Source organism: Streptomyces lucensis JCM 4490, from assembly GCF_014650035.1.
Taxonomy (GTDB): Bacteria; Actinomycetota; Actinomycetes; order Streptomycetales; family Streptomycetaceae; genus Streptomyces; species Streptomyces lucensis.
This window is the reverse complement of sequence record NZ_BMUE01000015.1, coordinates 40,357-61,691: the sequence shown is the minus strand read 5'-3', so window position 1 is coordinate 61,691 and position 21,335 is coordinate 40,357. Positions and strand designations below refer to the sequence as shown.

Here is a 21,335-nt window from a genome sequence, read left to right as displayed (position 1 = left end):
GGGGGCTTGCGGAACGGGGAACGGGGTCAGGCGAGACCGCGGAAGCCGCGCTGGTGCCAGACGAGCGGCTCGCCATGCGTGTGGGAGAGGGCCTGGACGCGGCCGGTGACGATGGTGTGGTCACCGCCGGGGAAGGTGTCCTGCACCCGGCAGGAGAGCCAGGCGAGCGCGTCGTCGAAGACGATCGCGCCCTGCTCCGCACGCCGGTGCGGGACCATGGCGAACCGGTCGTCCTGGCCGGTGCCGGGGTCGGCGAACGCCCTGGCGACGTCCGTCTGGTCCCGGCGCAGCACGTTGACCGCGAACGTGCCGTGGTCGAGGAGACGGGCCAGCGTGCGGCTGCGATTGTCGACGCAGGCCAGCAGCAGGGGCGGCTCCACGGACAGGGAGCACACGGCGCTGGCGGTCAGGCCGGCGGGGCCGTGCGCCCCGTCGGTCGTGAGGACGCTGACGCCCGCGGGCAGGTGCGCCAGCACGTCCCGGAACTCCTGCTGCGACGGGCGCGGGAAGACGGCGGTGGGTGCGCGTGGGGGATCGGGCAGCGGCGGGAGCGCGGCCGGCAGACGCCAGGTCACGGCCGGCCGCCCTCGCCGACCGCGCCCGTGGTGACCCGCTCCGGCTCGTGCAGGGTGACGTCGGAGCCGAACAGGCCGCGCGCGATCAGCCCGATGGTGTCGAGGAGGGTACGGGTCGCGATGGGGTCGATCAGGGCGGCGAGACTCGGGATGCCCAGGTCGAACACGGCGGCGAAACGGACGGTGGTCGCGGTGCCGTCCTGCTCGACGTACCAGCCGCCGTCGAAGCACGCGAAGTCACCGTCGATCTGGGCGAACTCGATGGTGAGGGCGGCCGGGTCGATGCGGTCGCGCTCACTCCAGCACAGCACCCCGTTGCGGAAGTTGGCCGACCACTCGGAGTCGATCGTGTTCTCGTCCACCTCGGTGACGCGGACCTCGCGGATGGCGTCGGTGAACTCGGGATAGGCGGCGAAGTCGCGCAGCCGGTCGAAGACCTTCTCGGCCTGGCTGTCGGGTATGCGGACGTCTAGGGTCACTTCGGGCATGTCGGTCCCTTCGCGATGGAGCCGGCCGCGGTGGCGAACGCCATGGAGATCCGGTCGAGGTCGCACCGGGTCAGGACGGCCGGAGGGGTCAGGCGCACCACTTTGTGCGCGTTGAGGGAGTGGTTGACCAGCAGTCCGGCCTCCAGCAGATGCAGGACCAGTTCGCCGGCCAGCCGCTCGTCGCGCATCTCGATGCCGATGAGCAGGCCGCGGCCGCGGATGTCGGCGACCGCGTCGCCGAGTGGTGCGAGGGCTTCGCGGACCCGGTCCAGGACGTCCGCGCCCAGCAGCCGGGCACGCTCCACCAGGCCCTCCTCGTCGATGGCCCGCACGGCGGCGCGTGCGGCGGCCATGGCGACGGGGGCGCCGGCGAAGGTGGAGGTGTGCAGGAAGGGGTCGGCGTCGAACGGCGCGTACGCCTCGGCGGTGGCGACCGCGGCGGCCACCGGGATCACCCCGCCGCTGAGGTTCTTGCCGACCAGCAGGATGTCCGGCCGTACGTCCTCGGCGTCCGCGCCCCACCAGGTGCCCAGGCGGCCGAGGCCGGTCTGGATCTCGTCCAGGACGAAGAAGGCACCGTGCTCGGCGCACAGCTCCCGCACCCGGCGCAGGTAGCCGGGGGGCGGCAGAACGACCCCGCCCTCACCCTGGACGGGTTCGACGACGACGCAGGCCGGGGGCCCGTCGGCGAGCCGTGCGGCCAGGGCGTCGGCGTCGCCGTAGGGGACGTGTTCGGCGGGCAGCAGCGGACGGAAGGGGTCCTGGTAGAGCGGCTTGGCGGTCAGTGCCAGGGCGCCCGTGGTCTTGCCGTGGTAGCCGCCGGCGGCGGAGACGAGCCGGTGCCGTCCGTGGGCGCGGGCCAGCTTGACGGCCGTCTCGGTCGCCTCCGCGCCGGAGTTGACGAAGTGGACGCGGTCCAGGCCGGGCGGGGTCACCCCGGCGAGCGCCGTCGCCGCGCCGGCCGCCACCGGCTCCAGCAGCAGGCGGGTGGCCAGCGGATGGCGCCGCACCTGATCGGTGACGGCCTCGACGACCCGGGGGTGGCAGTGGCCCAGCAGGAAGACCCCGTAGCCGCCGCAGTCGACGTACTCCCTGCCGTCGGCGTCGACGACGCGTGCGCCGAAGGAGGCGGTCTCCATCGCCCCGCCGGTCAGCGAGGCCAGCCGGGCACGGCCACGGCCGAGGTGGCGCCGGTAGGCGGTGAGGACGTCGGCCGAGGTCTCGCACGCAGCCGGCGCCGTCATGCCGGCACCCCCTCGGGTACGGGCCCGCGTGCGGCGCGGCCGGAAGCGGTGCCCAGGCGCTTGGTCCGCGCGAGGTGGTGCAGGGAGGAGCGCAGCGCCGCCTCCACCGCGGCCCGGGTCAGTGGCGCCGGCCCGCCCGGCACCTCGCCCAGCGAGGTCGGGAAGACCGGGGCGTCGGCGAACAGGGCGGTCATGGCCAGCATGTCGTCGAACCGGCGCAGGGTGCGTTCGGGCAGCCCGTCGGCCAGGAAGACGGGCCGGATCAGCCGGTCGACCATGTCGGGGCCGACGAACCGGGGCATCGCCGGGTTCAGCCCGAGTTCCGCGCAGGCGGTGCCGACCGCCGCCATCACCTCGTCCGCGCGCAGGGCCTGTGGTCCGGCGGTCACCCACACCTCGCCCTCGCGGCGCTCCTCGGCGATCAGCGCGGCGATCGTGCGGGCCACCACGTCCTGCGGCACGAAGTCGATGAGCGACGCGGGCGGCAGCGGCACCAGCGGCATCAGCCCGCGCATCAGCGAGAGCAGGATGCCGTGCAGGCCCTGGAAGGCGGAGATGTCCCCGGTGCGGGAGTCGCCGACGACGATCGACGGCCGGATGATCACCGAGGGGAGACCTGCGGAGCGGACGACGTCCTCGCCGGCCCGCTTGGAGTCCAGGTAGTCCTCCGGCCGGGCGCCGGCCGTCCCGGTGTCGCGGCCCAGCCGTGAGCGGGTCAGCTCGTGCCGGGCGACGAACGCGGTGGAGACGTGGTAGAGGGTCGCCCCGGCGTCGGCCGCGAACTCGGTCACGGCACGGGTGCCGGCCTCGTTGGTCGTGCGGGTGGCGTCGGGGCCGCCGGTGAACTCGGTGACCGCGGCGCAGTGCACGACGGCGTCCACCTTGCGGGCCAGCGCCCGGTACGCCGACGGGTCCAGGCCGAGCCCGGGTGAGGTGACGTCACCGGTGAGCTGTTCGTGGGCCGCCGGGCAGGGGGAGCGGTGGATCAGGGCGACGACCCGGCAGCGGGCGGGGAGTTCGGCCAGCAGAGCGGTGCCGAGCACGCCCGAGGCTCCGGTGAGCAGGACGGTGGGAAGGGAAGAAGACACGATGGTGCACCTCGGGAGTCGGTCGGCAGGGACGAAGCGCGACGGAAGTGCCGTGCGGGCGGTCGCGGCAGCACGTCGGACGACGTCGGCCGGTGCGGCGCGAACCGCTCCGGAGCCGCGGACGGTCGGGTGGTGCTGAAGGACGCGGCGGCCGGTGTGGCGGGCCGCTCAGGACGGGATGCGCAGGGGGCCGCCGGTGAAGTACTCGGCCAGCGGTTCCGCCATCCGGGTGCGGGACGGCGGATGGAAGGCCAGGGCCCGGCAGGCCGAGTTGAGGTAGGCGACGTCACCCGAGGAGACGAAGGCCATGCCGCCCAGCGCCTCGACGCACAGCTCCAGCACCCGGCCGATCGCGTCCTGGGCGGCGTAGCGGCAGACCAGGGCCCGGGCGAGCACGTCCTGCCCGATCTCCCCGCCGGCCGCTTCCGCGGCCAGCCCTTCGAGCATCAGCGCGACGGACTCGGCGGCCGTGCCGGCCTGTGCCCGGATCGCGGCCGGTACCCGAGGTCCCGCCAGGGTGCGCTCGACGAGGGCCGAGGCGGCGCCCAGGTAGCTCGCGGTCATCAGGGCCTCGAACCAGACGAAGCCGACCGTGTTGAGGCGGTCGAGTTCGCCGTCGGCGGTGACGCCGGTGCGCACGAGCAGGTCGGCGGGGACCTCGACGTCGGTGAGCACGACCTCGTCGCTCTCCGCGCCGGCCAGCACCGGGCTCTTCCAGAACGGGCGCACCTCGAGACCGGGGGCCTCCGCGGGGACGAGCGCGACGGCCAGTCTCGGTGTGCCGTCCTCGTCGGGCAGGGCCACGGAAGTGGTGAGCAGGTTCATGGACCGGGCGAGGCTGCACGGCTTCTTGGAGCCCGTCAGCCAGACCTTGTCCCCCTCCACCCGCGCGGTGATCGCGGGGTCGAGGATGCCCTGCCCGGTGCGGCCCTCGGCGAAGCCCGAGGCGAGGATCAGGTTGTCCTGGGCGATCGCCGCGAGGAGCAGCCACTCCATGCCGTTGCCGTGGGCCGCGGTCTCGACCAGGGAGGCCGTGGAGAAGTGGTGCATGGTGGTGGCGACCGCCAGGGAGGGCGAGCGCGAGGCGACCGCGCGCTGCACCCGTACGGCGGTCAGCAGGTCGGCGCCCTTGCCGCCGTGTTCGGTGGGTACCAGCAGTGCGGGACCGCCGGCCTTGCGGAATTCACCGATCCCCGGGTTTCCGGGCGTCTCCCAGGTCTCCAGGGAAGAGGAGGCCAGGGCCCGATCGAGACCCGGAAGCAGGTCTTCTAGGACTGTGCGTTCGTTTTCCAGGAATGTCATATCCGCGTGTCCTCACGTCATGTGGGCAAACTCGCGACGGACCACACGCTATGCATCCGCGGTGCAGCGGCACTTCAGACGGACTGCAAGGAGTCGTCAGAACTTCGCTCCGGGGACTGCACTTGTGCTGGGCCCCGGTTGAAGTTGCAGGGCCGGGTTCAGGGCGGAGGGCAGGCCGGGGTTGAGGACCCGTCGTGCGCGGGGTGGGCGCGGGTACGGGGATGCTCGGGCGGCCAGGCGGCCAGGCGGCCAGGCGGCCAGGCGGCCAGGCGGCCAGGCGGCCAAGCGGCCAAGCGGCCGGGTGGCCAAGCGGCCGGGTGGCCAAGCAGCCGGGCGGCCGGGCGGAGTCGAGGCCGGGCGGAGTCGACGCGGTTCGCGCCGTGTGCGGGGCGGGCGCCGGCACGCCGCGGGAGGGGCTACGCCGTCGTCTCCGCCGCATCCCTGAGCCGCGCCAGGGTGAGGACGATGTTGCGCCGGTTGCGGGCGTCGCGGTCGACGACGCCGGTGGCCGCCACGGAGAGCAGGCGCATCAGGCCGCCGCGCAGATCGCGGGTGCTCTCGGTGACACGGCTGCCGCGTGCGGTCGGCACGATGTCGTAGCGCCAGGCGGACACCGGCCTGCCGAACGACTTCACCATGAAGGCGACGGTCCGGAACGGCTCCGCCTGCAGCACGGTCGTGGTCGTGCGCCACCGCCACGGGCCGATGCGGTTCCACGCGTGGAACGTCGTCCCGGGCACGAGCTCGCGGGGAAGGGCGCTGGGCGGTATCCGCGTCTCGACGGCGAACCTGCTCCACGCGGAGAGATCCGTGATCAGGCGGTACACCGTGGCCGGGGAGGCCAGTATCTCGACGCTCCCCACTATCGCCGACTGACGCATGCCGCTCCTCCCGGGACCGGTCACTCTCCTTCGCACCCGGACGCCCGGGCCCCGGGGCCGGTGCGGAAGGTGCCGGTCAGCGCGCGCGGTGGTGTCTCACCGAACACTAGCGGCCCGGAATGCAGAGAATCGGCAGGCAGAATTCAGATTCATGAAAAGTTCCTTTCACGATGGGAGGCCGTCACACCCGTGCTCGGAGCAGTGCACGAGCGGCCGTGCGAGATCACGGCCGGCTCGCTGAAGTGGCGGATCGAGGGACACTTTTCGCACCCGCATGCTACTGTAATCCGGTCCCAATTCGTGGAGGGGTCGAGTGGGGATCGAAGCGGTGGTTCCGGACAGCTCGTGGCTGTCCCGACATGCGCTCATGGCATTGTCTGGGCGGCGCGCACCCGACCATTCGTCCGCAGGGTTGCCGCCTGTACTTTCTCGAATTCACTCATTCGGCATCCATTCTTCCGCAGTGGCGAGGCCGGGCGCGCACAACTGAATTGACGCGTTACGCATTGAGGCGAGCTGTTGTGCGGTTTGCGTCCCGTATATCCGCAGCTCTTCAGGGGGATTCATGCGTGTTTTGCTGATCGAGGACGACGAGCACGTGGCCGATGCGCTGAGCACCGTGCTGCACCAACAGGGCAACGACATCGTTCCCGTCTCCACCGCGACGGAGGCGCTGGCCGATCTGGAGGGCTTCGACCTGGTCCTCCTCGACCTGGGACTTCCGGACCTCGACGGCCTGGAGGTGTGCAAGCGGATACGGGCCGCCAGTCATGTACCGATCATCGTCCTCACGGCCCGGACCGAGGAGATCGACAGGGTTCTGGCCCTGCACGCCGGAGCGGACGACTACGTCACCAAACCGTATTCCGTGCACGAGTTACGCGCGCGGATGGAGGCGGTCACCCGCCGGGTCTGCCGCTGCGGGGCCGGCTCTCCAGGCTCCGCACCGTCCTGCCAGGACACGCCGGAGGTGGTCACCGCCGGGCCCCTGTCCCTGGACCCGCGCAGCCGGGACGTCACCCTGAACGGCAGGCCCGTCCAGCTCACGCGCAAGGAGTTCGACCTGCTCGCGATGCTGATGGAGGAGCCCGAGAAGGTCCACACCCGCCAGGACATCATCTCCCGGGTGTGGGACGAGAACTGGTACGGCTCCACGCGCACCCTGGACGTCCACATCGGTGCGCTGCGGCAGAAGCTCGGGTCGTACCGGTGGATCGAGACCTCACGCGGCGTCGGCTTCCGCCTCGGCGCCGCCGTGACGGCGTCATGACCACGGCCGTGGGGGTGCGCCCCTAGTGTGCCGCCGTCTGCTGATCACGTACCTCCTCTTCACGGCCGTCCTCCTGCTGGGCACGGAGTTGCCGCTCGCGTTCGCCCTGGCCAGAAGTGACCACCAGCAGCTGGTGATCCGCCGGATGACCGAGTCGTCCGCCCTGGCCTCGGCCGCGCAGGCCGAGTCCGTGACCGTCGGCCCGGGCCCCAGCAGAGCCTGGCGCGACGAAGCCGACGCCTACAGCCGCCGGCACGGGGCGACGGTGCTGCTGTTCGACGCCCGGGGGCGGCAGGTGTACGGCTCGCGTCCCGGAACCCGCCTGGACGGCGGGCCGGAGTGCCGGGAGGTCCTGGACGACGCCCTGGCGGGACGGAGCGGTGTGCCGCCCGGACGGCCCCTCCTCACCGGCGCACGGCCGGTCTGCGTGGCGGAACCGGTCCTACGGCAGGGCGAACCGGCCGGAGCGGTGGTCACCGCCACCCCGCCCCGCTCCCTCGCGGCCCAAGTGGCGGACGAAGCACCGCTGTTCCTCGCGGTCGCCCTGGCCGCGCCGCTCGTTTCCGCCCTCGTCGCCGTCCCCCTCCTGCGCTGGTCCCTCAGCCCCACCCGGCAACTGCAGGCGGCCGTCCGCCGCATCCGCAGCGGCGAGCACCACGTGCGGGCGGAGGACGGCCAGGACGGCCCCGACGCGGGCATCGCCGAACTGGCCACCGAGGGACGCCCGGTGACCGCCCGCCTGGTGTCCGTGCTCGAGGCGCAGCGCAGCTTCGTCGCCGACGTCTCCCACCAGATGCGCAATCCGCTGACCGCGCTGCGCCTGCGCGTCGAGGCGCTCGAGCCGCTCGTGCCCGCCGCGGGCCGCGAGAGCCTCACGGTGGCCGTCGCCGAGGCGGACCGGCTCAGCCGCATCCTCGACGAACTCCTGACGCTGGCCAACGCCTCGGCGGACGACTCGGGCGCCACCACGGTGGAGGTCCGCTCCGTCGCGGAGGCACGCGCACAGGCGTGGAGCGACCGGGCGGCGCGGGCGGACATCACCATCGCGGTCCACGGCCGCCGGGCCGCTGCGACCTGCCTGCCCGGCGTCCTGGACCAGGTCCTCGACGTCCTGCTGGACAACGCCATCGGCTTCTCCCCGCCGGCCGGCCGGATCACCGTGCGCACCCGCTGCGACGACACCTCGGTGTACGTGGAGGTCGAGGACGAGGGGCCGGGCCTGCCGGACGCCGACAAGCGCCGGGCGGCCGACCGGTTCTGGCGGGGCCGTCAGCCCGACCGCCGGAAGGGATCCGGCCTCGGCCTGGCCATCGCGACCGCCCTGCTGGCCGCCGCCGACGCGCGGCTGGAACTGCGGGACGCCCACCCGCACGGCCTGATCGCGCGTGCGGTGCTGCCCCGGCTCGTGCCTGCCTCGGCACTCGCGCGCGCGGACCGGGCCGGGCAGGGCCCCGACGGGCGCCGCCCGGCCGGCCCCGCCGTCATCGCCGCCGGCCGGGAGAACCCAGGTTGACGACGTTGCCCGCGTCCAGCAGCTTCTCCAGCTCGGCCGCCGCGGCGACGGCGCCGCCCGCGCCGCGCAGCCGGGCCGCCACGTGCTCGGCCTGCGGCTTCTTCGCGACCGCGGCGCGCACCGCCCGGCGCAGCCTCTCCGGAGTCAGCCGGCCGGGGAGCAGCCGCGTCCCGGCGCCGGACAGCTCGACCCGGCGGGCGACCTCCAACTGGTCACGCCCGAACGGCACCACGCACACGGGCACCCCGGCCAGCAGCGACTTCTGGGTGATGCCCATGCCGCCGTGGCACACGACGGCGGCGGCCCGCCGCAGCACCATGCTGTGCGGGACGTACCTCATCAGGTGGGCGTTGGCCGGAGCGCGGAAGCTGTCCGGATCGACCGACGCCGTCGTGACGACGACCTCGTACGGCTCGTCCGCCAGCGCGTCCAGGGCGGCCCGGATGAGCTTGGAGTCGTCCTGGAACACCGTGGAGACCGTGACCAGCACGATCGGCCGCTCGATCGCCGCCAGCCAGGCCGGCTCCTCCTCGTCCTGGGCGGTGTCCCAGCTGCTCGGGCCGACCATCCGCACCGACGGCGGGAGCTGGGTGCGCGGGTACTCCAGCGGCTCCGCGGTGTACGACAGGACCAGCGGCGCCGTCATGTAGAGGTCCGGTACGTGCTTCACCTTCGGCAGGCCCAGGCTCCGCCGCAGCCGGTTCACGGGCGGCAGCGCGATGTCGAACAGCGGGACGGCGCCCTGCCGCAGCAGCTCGTCACGCAGCCGGCCCGGCCATCCGGCCGCGGGCTTGAGCCCCAGCCCGAACGGCGGTGCGTCCCGGGTGGTCAACGGCAGCAGGAACGTGGCCAGTTGTGCCCAGGGAAGGCCGGACGCCTGGGCGGCGGCCGCGGCGCCCCAGCAGTTGTTGTCCAGGGCGATCGCGTCGGGCCGCACCTCCGCCACGGCCTCGCGGATGTCGGAGACCTCGTACCGGGCCCGGTCGACGTACATGGCGACCGAGCGCCGCAGAGCGCCGATCGGGGTGCGGGCCTTCCAGGTGTCGTCCTCGCGCGCCTCGATCTGAGGCGCGATGGGCCGCGCCGTGAAGCCCTGCTGCCGCAGCGTGTCCAGCAGGGGCTCCTCGGCGCAGACGACCGCGTCGTGTCCTCGGCGCCGCAGCTCGTGAAGGGTGGGTATCAGGGGGTACACGTGGCCGCTGCCGGGTGCGGTGTAGAAGAGAAACCGGCTCATGACAGAACCTCTCCGCTCATCAGCTCGTGATCACAGGGGTGTTGTGCTCGGGGTCCGGCGTGCCGTGCTCGGGGAAGTCGCGCCGGCGCATGAGGGCGAAGCCGAGCACACCGCCGACGATGGCGACGATGCCCCCGACCCGCATGACGAGGTCGAGGCCCGCGACGAACGCGTCGTTGGCCGCGCCGGCCACGAACGCGCGACGGGCGGGCGGGACCGCGCCCGCCACCTCGGTCAGCCGGCCCGCCGCGACCGCCTCCGCGAGCTGGTCCGCGACCTTGCCGGGGAACTGGTGGGAGGCGGTCACCGCCGCCGAGAAGTCGCTGCTCATCCTGCTGTGCGCCACCGAGCCGAGCGCGGCCACGCCCAGTGCGACGCCGCCCTGCTGGAAGGTTTCGCTCATCCCGGAGGACATGCCCGCCTTCGCGTCCGGCACCAGCGCCACGGCGACGGACGCCCGCACCGGGTTGAACACGCCCATCCCGAAGCCGGCGAGCAGCATGCCCGGAAGGAGGTCGGTCCACGGGGAGTGCGCGGTGACACCGTCGGCGGCCAGCATGCCGAGGCCGAGCGACACACAGCCGAGGCCGACGAGCAGCCGGGCCGGAAGGCGGTCGGCCACGGCGCCCGACACGGCGGCCGCGACGAACACCGCGAGGGTCAGCGGGAGATAACGCACACCGGTGGCGTACGCCGAGAAGCCGAGGACGTACTGCATGTACAGGACCTGGAAGAGGATGGCCGTCATCAGCGCCGCGTTGGCCGCGACGGTCGCGATCGCCAGGCCGTTGTAGGAGCGGATGCGGAACAGGCCGAGGTCGAGCATCGGATCCCGCCGCCTGCGCTCGATCAGCACGAAGACCGGCAGCAGCACACCGGCGCCGGTGAACAGCCCGAGGATCAGCGGATCGGTCCAGCCCTCGGCCTCTCCCCGGATGAGCGCGAAGACGAGCATGGTGAGCGCCACCGAGAACACGGCGAGCCCCGGCCAGTCGATGCGCTTGCGGTCCGGGTCCCTCGACTCGGCGACCCGGGTGAGCATGACGGCGGTGACCAGGACGCCGATCGGCACGTTCAGCAGGAAGATCCACCGCCAGCTGACCGCGGTGAGCGCGCCGCCCAGCAGCGGTCCGACGGCGACGGCCAGGCCGGTGACACCGCCGGAGATCCCGAAGGCGACGGCGCGCTGCCTGCCGTGGAAGTCGTGGGCGATCAGCGCCGGCGCGACCGCGTACATCACCGCGCCGCCCACTCCCTCCACGCCGCGCGCCAGGTTCAGCACCAGCGGGGTGCCGGCCAGGCCGCACGCCAGGGACGCGACCGTGAAGATCCCGAGGCCGACCACGAAGACGCGCCTGCGGCCGAGCTGGTCGGCGAGGGTGCCCGCGGCGAGCAGGAAGACGGCGAGGGTGAGGGCGTAGGCGTCGATGACCCACTGCAGGTCGAAGAAGCTGGAGTCCAGGGATCGCTGGATGTCCGGAAGCGCCACGTTCACCACGGTGACGTCGAGCAGCAGCATGAAGGTGGCCACCGAGACCGCGCCGAGCATCCACCACTTGCCGGGCCGCACGCGGGACGCGGACTCGGGCGCGGTGCCGGGCGGGGCCGCCTGGGCCGTGACGTGTTCGACCATCTCAGGAACTCCGAGGGGGGACGGGGTGAGGAGACCGGACGTGACGTGGGCAGGTGCGCAAGGCCGACCCTAGGAAGCCGACCGGCAGCGGCAGCCAAAGCCGGTTGCAGGAGAGTGTTAAGAATCCGGCGCGAGCGGCGCGGACTTCCGTCCCGCCGGCAAGTGGCAGGCGCCGGAGGACCTGAACGGCTCGGCCAGCTGGGCCAGGTAGGCCGTCGGGTAGTGCGGCTTGGCCGCCATGCCCAGGTCGTCGGAGGAGAAGCGGCGGGCGGGCGTGTAGGAGAAGGTGCCGAGCAGGTGGTCCCAGACCAGGGTGAACAGGCCGAAGTTGACGTCACCGACGCCCGCCCACTTCAGGTGGTGGAAGCGGTGTCCCTCGTTGAGAGCGAGCACGTACTTCAGGCGGCCGACGCGGTAGTCGGCGTTGGAGTGCTGCAGCAGCAACTGGACGGCGGTGGCCAGGGTGGCGCCGGTGGCCACCTCGACCGGCAGCCCGGCCAGCAGCAGCGGGGTGAATCCGGCCGCGGTCTCCACGGTCTGGTGCAGTGGGTGCTTCATCAGCCCGTTGAGCCCGTAGAAGCGCTTGACCGAGTGGTGGACGGCGTGGAAGCGCCACAGCGCGCCGACCTTGTGGCTGGCGTAGTGCACCAGCGTGATGCCGAGGTCGGCGACGAGGACCGCGAGGAGCACCTGCGCCGGGAAGGGCCAGGAGGCCGGCCAGACGCCGGCCCACGGGACCAGCGCCGACAGAAGCGGCACCACGGCCAGACTGGCCAGCAGCAAGCCCTCGTTGACCAGGGCGTGGGCGGCGTCACGGCCCGCGTCGTCATGGCTGCCGTTCCACTCGCCGGCGTAGGGGATCAGATGCTCGACGGCGAACGACAGGCAGACGGCGCCCGCGAGGAGGACCAGCAGCCAGGCCTTGGCCGCACCGGCGGCGATCAGGGCGAGGGCGGCGCCGTTGACGCCGATCAGCATGAGCGGGGCGTAGCCGTAGCGGGCGGCCGCGGCCAGTGGCCCGTGGGGGGCGAGGAGCATGACGGGGTGGGGGGAGTCGGTGCTCATGGACCCCAGCGTGACCCGCCCGTACGGTCCGGGGCTTGTACGGATCCGCTGGCCGCGCGGGTGGAGTGCCGGGGGTGCGCTTTCCGGCGTTGTGGGTCGGGTGCTGGCCGGGGAGTGGGGTGGATGCCTTCCGGCATTGCGGGGCGGGCGCCGGGGGTGCGGGGCGGTCGCCCTTCAGGGTTCGTGGGTCGGGGTTGCGAGGCGGTCGCCTTGCCGGACCGTGACGCCGACCGTTTCCGGGGCCCGGCCGTGAGCTGGGGTCCTGCCGCGATCGGGGTCGCGGGGTTTGGGTACGGCCGAGGTCGGGGTACTTCCGGGGTCGGCGTGGGTCGTGGTCGGGGTGCTTCCGAGGCCGGGGTGCTTCCGGGGTCGGGGTGCGGCCAGGGTGAGGGGGCTGCCGGGGTTCGGGACCGCAGGGACCGGGGTCCTACCGGGACCCCGGTGTCCTACCGTGCCGCCGGTGCCGGGCGGGTCGGCGGGAGGCCGGTGGCCGCCAGGGCCTCGCTCGGGGGGATGCCGAACATGGCGCGGCAGGCGCGGGTCAGGTGCGCGGAGTCGGTGAATCCGGCGGCGTGCGCGGCGGTGGTGAGGGACGCGCCCGACTGCACCGACTCCAGGGCGTGCAGCAGCCGCGCCCAGCGCCGCCAGGCGGGGTACGGCAGGCGCAGGTGCTCGGCGAACAGATGACCCAGCCGGCTGGCCGACAGGCCGACGCGCCCGGCGAGTTCACCCAGCAGCAGCGGTCCGTCGATGAGCCGCGGCGCCAGCGCCAGCGCCTGCCGCAGCGGCTCGGGCAGCGTGCCGAGCGGGGCGGGCGGCGTGTGCAGGACACCCACCAGTTCGTCCACGGTGCGGACGCCGGGCAGGGCCTGGGCGGCGGCGCGCCAGGCCCGTGCCGTGGCGGGATCCAGGCCGGTCGCGCGCAACAGGGCGTCGGCGGCGCGCCCGGCGGGTCCCGCCGGGTCGAGGTAGGCCACCAGACCACCGGCGTCGACCGAGGCACGCAGTTCGTGAGGGACGCCCGCCGGGATGATCGCGCTGCGGGCCTCCTGCGCGTGGCCCGCGGGATCGACCAGCGTGACCCCGCCGGAGGCGAGCAGCAGCACCTGGACGGCGGCGTGCGCGTGCGGCGCGGCGCCGCCGATCCGGCCGCTGAACGCCAGCAGACCGGCGGAGGCGCTCGCCGCTCCGTGCCACTGGGGGGCGGGCCGGGCCGGCGTCGGGGAGTGGGCCGGGGTGGTGTCCAAGGCGTCCTCCTCGTCGGCGCTCCCGTGGGCGGGCGGAGGCCGCCGCTTCCCCCGAGTCGGAGTGTAGTGCCCGCCGTGGCGAGCGGCGTGAGAGGAAAATCAGTATGCGCCGTCAGGCCCCGCTCCTACACTCGCTCATGCGTCGCCCGCCGCACCGGCATGAACGGCGGCGCGATCCGTCGAGTTGGTGAGAGCCGAGGGGAGCCGGGCCGTGCGTGACCGTACCGCCGTCGTCGTTCCCCCGTCGCGGACCGAGGTGATTCTGGTGTCCTCGGCCGCCCGGTGCCCGCTGCGCGGCCGGCACCGGATGCCCGTGACGCCCCGCTGACACCCGGCAGCCCACGCTGCCGGCGGCTTCCGTCCGGCACAGGCCCGGACTTCGCCGTACCGTCATGCCCGCCCGGCGTACGGGAGATCGCGCAGCCCTCTCCAGGAACACACCCGAAAGGCACCGGGCCGTGCGCACCAGCCTCAACACCCTCACGACCGTCCGCAACCTCGGCATCCTCGCCCACGTCGACGCCGGCAAGACCACCGTCACCGAGCGCATCCTGTACGCGACCGGCACCACCCACAAGCGGGGCGAGGTGCACGACGGCACCACCGTCACCGACTTCGATCCGCAGGAACGCGACCGCGGCATCACCATCTTCGCCGCCGCGGTGAGCTGCGCCTGGGACGGCCATCGCGTCAATCTCATCGACACCCCCGGCCACGTCGACTTCGCCGACGAGGTCGAGCGCTCGCTGCGCGTCCTCGACGGGGCCGTCGCCGTGTTCGACGCCGTGGCCGGGGTCGAGCCGCAGAGCGAGTCCGTGTGGCGGCAGGCCGACCGGCACGGCGTGCCGAGGATCGCGTTCGTCAACAAGCTCGACCGTGCGGGCGCCGACCTCGACCGGGCCGTCGACTCGATCCGCGAACGGCTGCATCCGGCGCCGCTCGTCGTCCAGTTGCCCATCGGCGCCGAGGACGGATTCGTGGGCGTGGTGGACCTGGTCCGCATGCGTTCCCTGGTCTGGGCGGACGGCGCCGGTACGGCCGTGGAGGGGCCGGTGCCCGAGGCGCTGCGGGAGCAGGCGCTGCGGCGGCGTCGCGCCCTGGAGGAGGCGGTGGCGGAACTGCACCCGGCGGCCCTGGAGGAGTTCTGCGACCGCGAGACGCTGTCCGCGGCCACCCTGACCGCCACGCTGCGCGACCTCACCCGCAGCGGCGACGGCGTGGTCGTCCTGTGCGGGTCCGCGTACCGCAACCGCGGCATCGAGCCCCTGCTGGACGCGGTGGTGGCCTACCTGCCGTCGCCGTCGGACCTGCCCGGGGTCCGCGGTGTCCACGCGGGCGCCGCGCAGCGGCGGGCCGCCGACCCCGAAGAGCCGTTCGCGGGGCTGGTGTTCAAGGTGCACGCGAGTGCCACCGGACGGCTGAGCTACGTACGCGTCTACTCCGGAACGATCGAGAAGGGGGACACCGTGTGGGACCCGGGTACCGGGCGCGGCGAGCGTGTGGCGCGGATCCTGCGGGTCATGGCGGACCGGCACGTGCCGCTGGACCGGGCGGTCGCCGGTGACATCGTCGCGCTCGCGGGCGTGAAGTCGGCCCGGCCGGGCTCCACGCTGTGCGACCCCGGCGCTCCGCTGCTGCTGGAGCCGCCCGTGGCCGCCGAGCCCGTGGTGTCCGTGGCGGTGGAGGCGCGGCGCGGGACGGACACCGGCCGGCTCGCGGCGGCGCTGGCGCGGCTCGTGGAGGAGGACCCCTCGCTGGTGGTCCGCACCGACGCCGAGACGGGACAGACCGTGCTGTCCGGGCGCGGAGAACTGCACCTGGAGGTCGCGGTGGAGAAGATCCGGCGTGACGGGGGACCGGAGGTCACCGTGGGCCGCCCCCGGGTCGCCTACCGGGAGACCGTCGTGACCGGGGTGAGCGGGTTCGTGTACCGGCACGTCAAACAGGACGGCGGCGCCGGACAGTTCGCCCACGTCGTGCTCGACGTCGAACCGCTGGGCACCGAACCGGGCGTCACCGGGTTCGAGTTCCGGTCCGCCGTGGTCGGTGGCCGGGTGCCGCAGGAGTACGTGCGCGCGGTGGAGGCCGGGTGCCGGGACGCCCTCGCCGACGGGCCGCTGGGCGGGCACCCGGTGACCGGTCTGCGGGTCACGCTCACGGACGGCTCCACCCACGTGAAGGACTCCTCCGACACGGCGTTCCGCACCGCCGGCCGCTTCGGTCTCCGAGAGGCTCTGCGCGCCTGCGGGACGGTCCTGCTGGAACCGGTCGCCGAGGTCACGGTCACCGTGCCGCAGGACGCGGTCGGCGGCGTCCTCGGCGACCTGGCCGCACGGCGCGGGCGCGTGGGCGGCTCCGGGACGCGGGGCGGCTCGGCCGTGGTGACGGCGACCGTGCCGCTGGCGGAACTGTTCGGCTACGCGACCCGCCTGCGCAGCCGCACCCAGGGCAGGGGCACCTTCACCACGCACCCCGCCGGCTACGCACCGGCACCGGCCGGGACGCCGGCCCGGTAACCCGGCGGCGGCACGGTCGCCGGCCCGGTGCCCGGCTGGGGCGGTCAGATCCCCGACCGCCCCAGCAGCCCCGTGGCACCGGCCGGCACCGGCCCGGCGGGCCCGCTGCCGGCGGGTTGCCCATCCGGTGGGCTCCGCGTCCGGTGTGGGCGTGTGTGCCGGGCTGCTGGGTTGCCGCGCCGGGCATCGGGTGGGCCTTCGAGCTGGGGCGCTCCCGCGTGTGGCGCCGGTCGGCTGGGTGACCGGTTCGGCAGCCCGCTGTGCACGCCGTCGGCGGGCTGCCGGTCCGGTGGGCTCCGTGTCCGGTGTGGGCGTGGGCGCCGGCCAGCGGGCTGCCCAACCGGTGGGCTGACCGTCCGGTGTGGGCAGGCGCGCTGCGTTCATGGGCTGTCGCGCCCGGGCGTCGGCCGGTTGCGTGACCGGCCAGGCAGCCCGCCGGGGCCCGGCGTCGGCACGTGCGCGGTCCGGGGCCACGGCACCCGGCGCCGAACGGCTACCGGTACGAGAACGACCGGGGCGTGCGCGCTCGTACGGGCCGCGTCGGGAGCCCCGCCGGGCAGGCGGCGCCGTCGGCTCGGGCGCGGCCCGTCACCCACCGCCTGCCCTTCACGCCAGCCGCCCCTCCACCGCCGTGCGCCAAGCCGGCGGTGCCGTCGGCTCCGGAGCGGGCCGTGGGCGGCGGCCCCCCGTGGCGAAGAACTCGGCGAGGGGGAGCACCGCCGCGCCCACCGTCACCGCCTCCGGGCCGAGCAGGCCCAGCTCGACGCCCACCCGGGACGCGGGGTGGCGCAGTGCCTGCGCGAGGGCGTGTTCGCGGACCCGGTCCAGGAAGGCGCCGCCGAGCTGGAGCCCCGCCCAGCCGCCGACCAGGACCCGTTCGGGCTGGAAGAGGTTGATCAGGTCGGACAGGCCGGCGCCGAGGTAAGCGGCGGTCTCGCTGAGGACGGCCGCGGCCACCGGATCGGGGCCGCGGCCGTCGGCGGGGCGGGCCGCGGCCAGCAGTTCGGCCAGTGCCCGCTCCTCGCCAGCCCCGGCCGACGGCCGCCCGCCCGCCTCCCGCCAGCGCGCCACGAGCGACTCCGCGCCCGCGTAGGCCTCCAGGCAGCCGCGCGCCCCGCACCGGCACCGGCGTCCGCCCACCCGCACGGTCAGATGCCCCCACTCCACCGCCCGCCCCTGGGCCGCCTCCTCGGTGACCACACAGGCGCCCACCCCCGAACCGAACAGCACCACCACGGCGTTGCGCGCCCCGCGCCCCGCGCCGAACCACATCTCCGCCTGTCCCAGCGCCTTGGCGCCGTTGTCGATGAAGTACGGTACGTGGAGCGGAAGTCGGACACGGCGGCGGAGCAGCCGCTCCAGCGGCACCGTGTCCCAGCCGATCGTCTGACCGTGGACGACGGCGCCCTCCTCCCCGGTACGCTCGATGATGCCGGGCACGCCGATGCCGACGCCCAGCAGTTCGCCGGGAGCGAGGGCGGCCGCCCGCAGCACCTCCGCGATGCCGTCCGCGACGTGGCCGACGACGGCGTCGACCTCGTAGCCGCGCGGCCCCAGGGCCCGTTCCACCCGCGCGAGTTCGCTCAGTGTCAGGTCGAACAGCTCCACCCGTACCCGGGTCTCGCCGACGTCCACCCCGATCAGCCGCCCGCTGTCCGCCCGTACCCGCAGCAGCCGGCGCGGCCGGCCGACCTCCGCGCCGATCACGCCCGCCTCCTCCACCAGGCCGTCGGCGAGGAGTTCGGCCACGACGTTGCTGACGGAACCCGAACTCAGACCGGTCGCCGGACCCAGCGCGTGCCGGCTCATCGGCCCATCGACATACAACCGTTGCAGAACGGCGCTCCGGCTCTCCCGCCGCAGGTCACGCACCGTGCGGCCGCTCAGCCCTGCCACCTGGCCTCCCAGTTCTCCGCGGTTTTCCGGCCCGCCGGGCCGTTCGCCGCTGCCGGATCCCTTGACGTTCGTTTCTCTTGCGGTTTAACTCACGTCCTAAATTAAGCCATGAGGGGGCTTCGCGGGCCGGACGGGGTGTCGGCTCGTGCGAGCGGTCCTCCAGGTCTCGACTCCCGGAAAGGGACACCAGGAGCCATGCGCAGCATCCGAGCCGCGGCCGTAGGCGCCGTGACCATGTCTCTCGCCCTCGCGGCCACGGCCTGCGGAGGCGGTTCGTCCAGCGGCAGCGGGTCCAACGACTCACCGAAGACGCTCACGTACTGGGCCTCCAACCAGGGCGCCAGCATCTCCGTCGACAAGAAGGTCCTCCAGCCCGAACTCGACAAGTTCGAGCGGCGGACCGGCATCAAGGTCAAGCTGGAGGTCGTGCCCTGGTCCGACCTGCTCAACCGCATCCTCACCGCGACCACCTCCGGCCAGGGCCCGGACGTGCTGAACATCGGCAACACCTGGAGCGCCTCCCTGCAGGCGACGGGCGCCCTGCAGCCGTGGGACGCGAAGAACTTCGGCAAGATCGGAGGCCGGGACCGGTTCGTCGACTCGGCCCTCGGCTCGACCGGCGCCGAGGGCAAGGACCCGGCCGCGGTGCCGCTGTACTCGATGGCGTACGCCCTCTACTACAACAAGAAGATCTTCGCCGACGCCGGCATCGGCAAGCCCCCGGCCACCTGGGACGAGCTGGTCGCCGACGGCAGGAAGATCAAGGCGAAGGGCAAGTCCGTGCTCGGCGCCGAGGGCGCCAACGTCTCGGAGAACATCCACCACGTCTTCGTCTTCGCCAAGCAGCACGGCGCCGACTTCTTCACCGCCGACGGCAAGCCCGACTTCACCAACCCCAAGGTGGTCGAAGCGATCAAGGCCTACGTCGACCTGATGGCCAAGGACAAGGTCATCCCCACCGGCGACGCCGAGTACGCGCAGAACCAGTCCGTGAGCGACTTCGCCAAGGGCAAGCAGGCCATGCTGCTGTGGCAGACCGCCGCCTCCAACCTCAAGTCCCAGGGCATGAGCGAGGACGACTACGGCGTCGCCCCCGTCCCCGTGCGCTCCGGCACCCCCGGCACCGGCGCCCAGACCAACTCCATGGTCGCCGGCATCAACATCGCCGTGTTCAGGAACAGCCACAACCTCGACGGCGCCGCGAAGTTCGTGAAGTTCATGACCAGCGACGAGGAACAGAAGATCCTCAACAAGGCCTACACCACCATCCCGCCGGTCAAGGCCGCCCTGCAGGACCCGGCGTTCAGCGACCCGGCCACCGTGGTTCTGAAGCAGACCCTCGCCACCAGCGCGGCAGCGCTGCCGCAGGTGGCCGCCGAGTCGCAGTTCGAGACGGCGGTGGGCACGGCCGTGAAGGAGCTGTTCGCCGACGCCGCCGCCGGACGCGCGGTGACCACCGACTCCGTCAAGGCCGAGCTGGAGAAGGCCCAGCAGCAGATGCCGGCGGCCTGAGCACGATGACGACCACCGCTCTGAAGGAGCCGGTGCGCGAGACGTCCCCCGGTGCGGCGCGCGAACCACGCCCCCGCACCGGGCGGATCCGCCGCATCGGACTGCCCTACCTGCTGCTCCTGCCCGCCCTGCTGCTCGAACTCCTCGTCCACCTGGTGCCGATGGTCATCGGCATCGTGATGAGCTTCAAGGAACTCACCCAGTTCTACATCCGCGACTGGGGGACCGCCCCCTGGTCGGGCCTCGGCAACTACAAGGTGTCGGTGGACTTCGACGCCCCCGTCGGCGAGGCCCTGCTGCACTCCTTCTTCGTCACCGTCGGCTTCACGCTGCTGTCGGTCGCCCTGTGCTGGCTGATCGGCACGGCCGCCGCGATCTACATGCAGGACACCTTCCGCGGCCGCGGCCTGCTGCGCGCCCTGTTCCTCGTGCCGTACGCGCTGCCCGTCTACACCGCCGTCATCACCTGGGTGTTCATGTTCCAGCACGACAACGGCCTGGTGAACCACGTCCTGCACGATCAGCTGCACCTCACCGACAGGCCCTCCTTCTGGCTCATCGGCGACAACAGCTTCTACGCCCTGCTGACCGTGTCGGTGTGGAAGGGCTGGCCGTTCGCCTTCCTCATCGTGATGGCCGGCCTGCAGAACATCCCCAAGGAGCTGTACGAGGCCGCCGCGCTGGACGGCGCCGGGATCTGGCAGCAGGTCCGCCGCATCACGCTGCCGTCGCTGCGCCCCGTCAACCAGGTACTGGTCCTGGTGCTGTTCCTGTGGACGTTCAACGACTTCAACACCCCCTACGTCCTGTTCGGCAAGGCCGCCCCCGAGTCCGCCGACCTGATCTCCGTGCACATCTACCAGGCCTCGTTCGTCACCTGGAACTTCGGCACCGGTTCGGCCATGTCCGTGCTGCTGCTGCTCTTCCTGCTGGTCGTGACCGGCGTGTACCTGCTGTTCACCTCACGCGGACGGAGGGCCGCCGATGCCTAGGACCGACTCAGCACTGGCACCGCCGCGTTCGTTCGTCTGGTCGCGCCGCGTCTTCCTCACCCTGCTCACCGGGTTCGTCCTGGTCCCGGTGTACGTGATGGTCTCCAGCTCGCTGAAGCCGCTCGCCGACGTCAGCGGCAAGTTCCGCTGGCTGCCCAGCGGCCTGACCGTCCGCCCGTACATCGACATCTGGTCGACGGTCCCGCTGGCCAGGTACTTCATGAACTCGCTGATCGTGGCCGGCGCGGCGACGATCGCCTCCGTCGCCATCGCGGTGTTCGCCGCGTACGCCGTCAGCCGCTACGAGTTCCGCGGCAAGCGGGTCTTCACGGTGACCGTCCTGTCGACGCAGATGTTCCCCGGCATCCTGTTCCTGCTGCCGCTGTTCCTGATCTACGTCAACATCGGCAACGCCACGGGGATCGCCCTGTTCGGCTCACGGGGCGGCCTGATCCTCACCTACCTCACCTTCTCGCTGCCGTTCTCCATCTGGATGCTGATCGGCTACTTCGACTCGGTGCCGCGCGACCTGGACGAGGCGGCCATGGTGGACGGCTGCGGCCCGCTCGGCGCCCTGTTCCGGATCGTCGTACCGGCAGCCGTCCCCGGCATCGTCGCGGTCGCCGTCTACGCCTTCATGACCGCGTGGGGAGAAGTGCTCTTCGCGTCCGTCATGACCAACGACGCCACGCGCACCCTCGCCGTGGGCCTGCAGGGCTACTCCACCCTCAACGACGTCTACTGGAACCAGATCATGGCCGCCTCGCTGGTGGTCAGCGTGCCCGTGGTGGCCGGCTTCCTCCTCCTGCAGCGCTACCTCGTCGCCGGTCTGACGGCGGGCGCCGTCAAGTGACCCACACCCCGTATCCCGAAGGGACT

At 73.1% G+C, this 21,335-nt stretch carries 17 protein-coding genes; 6 read left to right on the top strand and 11 right to left on the bottom strand.

What is annotated here, in order from left to right:
• Positions 1-26: 26 nt before the first annotated feature.
• From IE177_RS27920 to IE177_RS27895, 6 genes are all read right to left on the bottom strand, one after another.
• On the bottom strand, positions 27-575 hold the full coding sequence (locus tag IE177_RS27920; RefSeq protein ID WP_229816309.1) for a flavin reductase family protein: 549 nt from the start codon (positions 573-575) through the stop codon (positions 27-29).
• A complete protein-coding gene (locus IE177_RS27915; RefSeq protein ID WP_190018216.1) occupies positions 572-1,063 on the bottom strand; it encodes a type II toxin-antitoxin system RatA family toxin in 492 nt (163 codons plus the stop codon). Before IE177_RS27915 ends, IE177_RS27920 begins: the two co-directional genes overlap by 4 nt.
• Entirely contained in the window at positions 1,051-2,307 is a 1,257-nt protein-coding gene (locus IE177_RS27910) for an aspartate aminotransferase family protein (RefSeq protein WP_190018215.1), read from the bottom strand. Before IE177_RS27910 ends, IE177_RS27915 begins: the two co-directional genes overlap by 13 nt.
• The gene (locus IE177_RS27905) at positions 2,304-3,395 is read right to left on the bottom strand and encodes an SDR family oxidoreductase (protein ID WP_190018214.1); all 1,092 of its coding nucleotides are present in this window, start codon (positions 3,393-3,395) and stop codon (positions 2,304-2,306) included. The genes IE177_RS27910 and IE177_RS27905 overlap by 4 nt, the downstream gene beginning before the upstream one ends.
• A gap of 168 nt (positions 3,396-3,563) precedes the next feature.
• On the bottom strand, positions 3,564-4,697 hold the full coding sequence (locus tag IE177_RS27900; protein ID WP_190018213.1) for an acyl-CoA dehydrogenase family protein: 1,134 nt from the start codon (positions 4,695-4,697) through the stop codon (positions 3,564-3,566).
• A gap of 416 nt (positions 4,698-5,113) precedes the next feature.
• Positions 5,114-5,578: an SRPBCC family protein gene (locus IE177_RS27895; protein ID WP_190018212.1), complete on the bottom strand. Its 465-nt coding sequence runs from the start codon at positions 5,576-5,578 to the stop codon at positions 5,114-5,116.
• Between the two features lie 565 nt (positions 5,579-6,143).
• Here IE177_RS27895 and IE177_RS27890 point away from each other — a divergent pair.
• Positions 6,144-6,848: a response regulator transcription factor gene (locus IE177_RS27890; protein ID WP_190018211.1), complete on the top strand. Its 705-nt coding sequence runs from the start codon at positions 6,144-6,146 to the stop codon at positions 6,846-6,848.
• Between the two features lie 25 nt (positions 6,849-6,873).
• Positions 6,874-8,361 (top strand): sensor histidine kinase, encoded by a 1,488-nt coding sequence (locus tag IE177_RS27885; protein ID WP_190018210.1) that lies wholly within the window; start codon positions 6,874-6,876, stop codon positions 8,359-8,361.
• Here IE177_RS27885 and IE177_RS27880 read toward each other — a convergent pair.
• From IE177_RS27880 to IE177_RS27865, 4 genes are all read right to left on the bottom strand, one after another.
• Complete coding sequence (locus tag IE177_RS27880; protein WP_190018209.1) at positions 8,330-9,595, bottom strand: glycosyltransferase; 1,266 nt, start codon at positions 9,593-9,595, stop codon at positions 8,330-8,332. The genes IE177_RS27885 and IE177_RS27880 overlap by 32 nt on opposite strands.
• A gap of 19 nt (positions 9,596-9,614) precedes the next feature.
• Positions 9,615-11,228: an MFS transporter gene (locus IE177_RS27875; protein WP_190018208.1), complete on the bottom strand. Its 1,614-nt coding sequence runs from the start codon at positions 11,226-11,228 to the stop codon at positions 9,615-9,617.
• A gap of 117 nt (positions 11,229-11,345) precedes the next feature.
• Positions 11,346-12,293, bottom strand: coding sequence for a sterol desaturase family protein (locus IE177_RS27870; RefSeq protein WP_229816308.1), 948 nt, complete (start codon positions 12,291-12,293; stop codon positions 11,346-11,348).
• A gap of 446 nt (positions 12,294-12,739) precedes the next feature.
• A complete protein-coding gene (locus IE177_RS27865; RefSeq protein ID WP_190018207.1) occupies positions 12,740-13,540 on the bottom strand; it encodes an AraC family transcriptional regulator in 801 nt (266 codons plus the stop codon).
• Between the two features lie 458 nt (positions 13,541-13,998).
• Between IE177_RS27865 and fusA the strand changes: the two genes are divergently transcribed.
• A complete protein-coding gene (gene fusA / locus IE177_RS27860) occupies positions 13,999-16,056 on the top strand; it encodes an elongation factor G (protein WP_190018206.1) in 2,058 nt (685 codons plus the stop codon).
• A gap of 606 nt (positions 16,057-16,662) precedes the next feature.
• On the opposite strand, the gene IE177_RS27855 is transcribed toward fusA, so the two are convergent.
• Positions 16,663-17,952: an ROK family transcriptional regulator gene (locus IE177_RS27855; protein WP_190018205.1), complete on the bottom strand. Its 1,290-nt coding sequence runs from the start codon at positions 17,950-17,952 to the stop codon at positions 16,663-16,665.
• Positions 17,953-18,147: 195 nt separating this feature from the next.
• Here IE177_RS27855 and IE177_RS27850 point away from each other — a divergent pair, with 195 nt between their 5' ends.
• From IE177_RS27850 to IE177_RS27840, 3 genes are read left to right on the top strand one after another with little or no spacing between them, the layout of a single operon-like run.
• On the top strand, positions 18,148-19,464 hold the full coding sequence (locus tag IE177_RS27850) for an ABC transporter substrate-binding protein (protein WP_190018204.1): 1,317 nt from the start codon (positions 18,148-18,150) through the stop codon (positions 19,462-19,464).
• Positions 19,465-19,469: 5 nt separating this feature from the next.
• Positions 19,470-20,456, top strand: a complete 987-nt coding sequence (locus IE177_RS27845) for a carbohydrate ABC transporter permease (protein WP_190018203.1) — start codon at positions 19,470-19,472, stop codon at positions 20,454-20,456.
• Positions 20,457-20,469: 13 nt separating this feature from the next.
• The gene (locus IE177_RS27840; protein ID WP_190018304.1) at positions 20,470-21,309 is read left to right on the top strand and encodes a carbohydrate ABC transporter permease; all 840 of its coding nucleotides are present in this window, start codon (positions 20,470-20,472) and stop codon (positions 21,307-21,309) included.
• Positions 21,310-21,335: the final 26 nt, after the last annotated feature.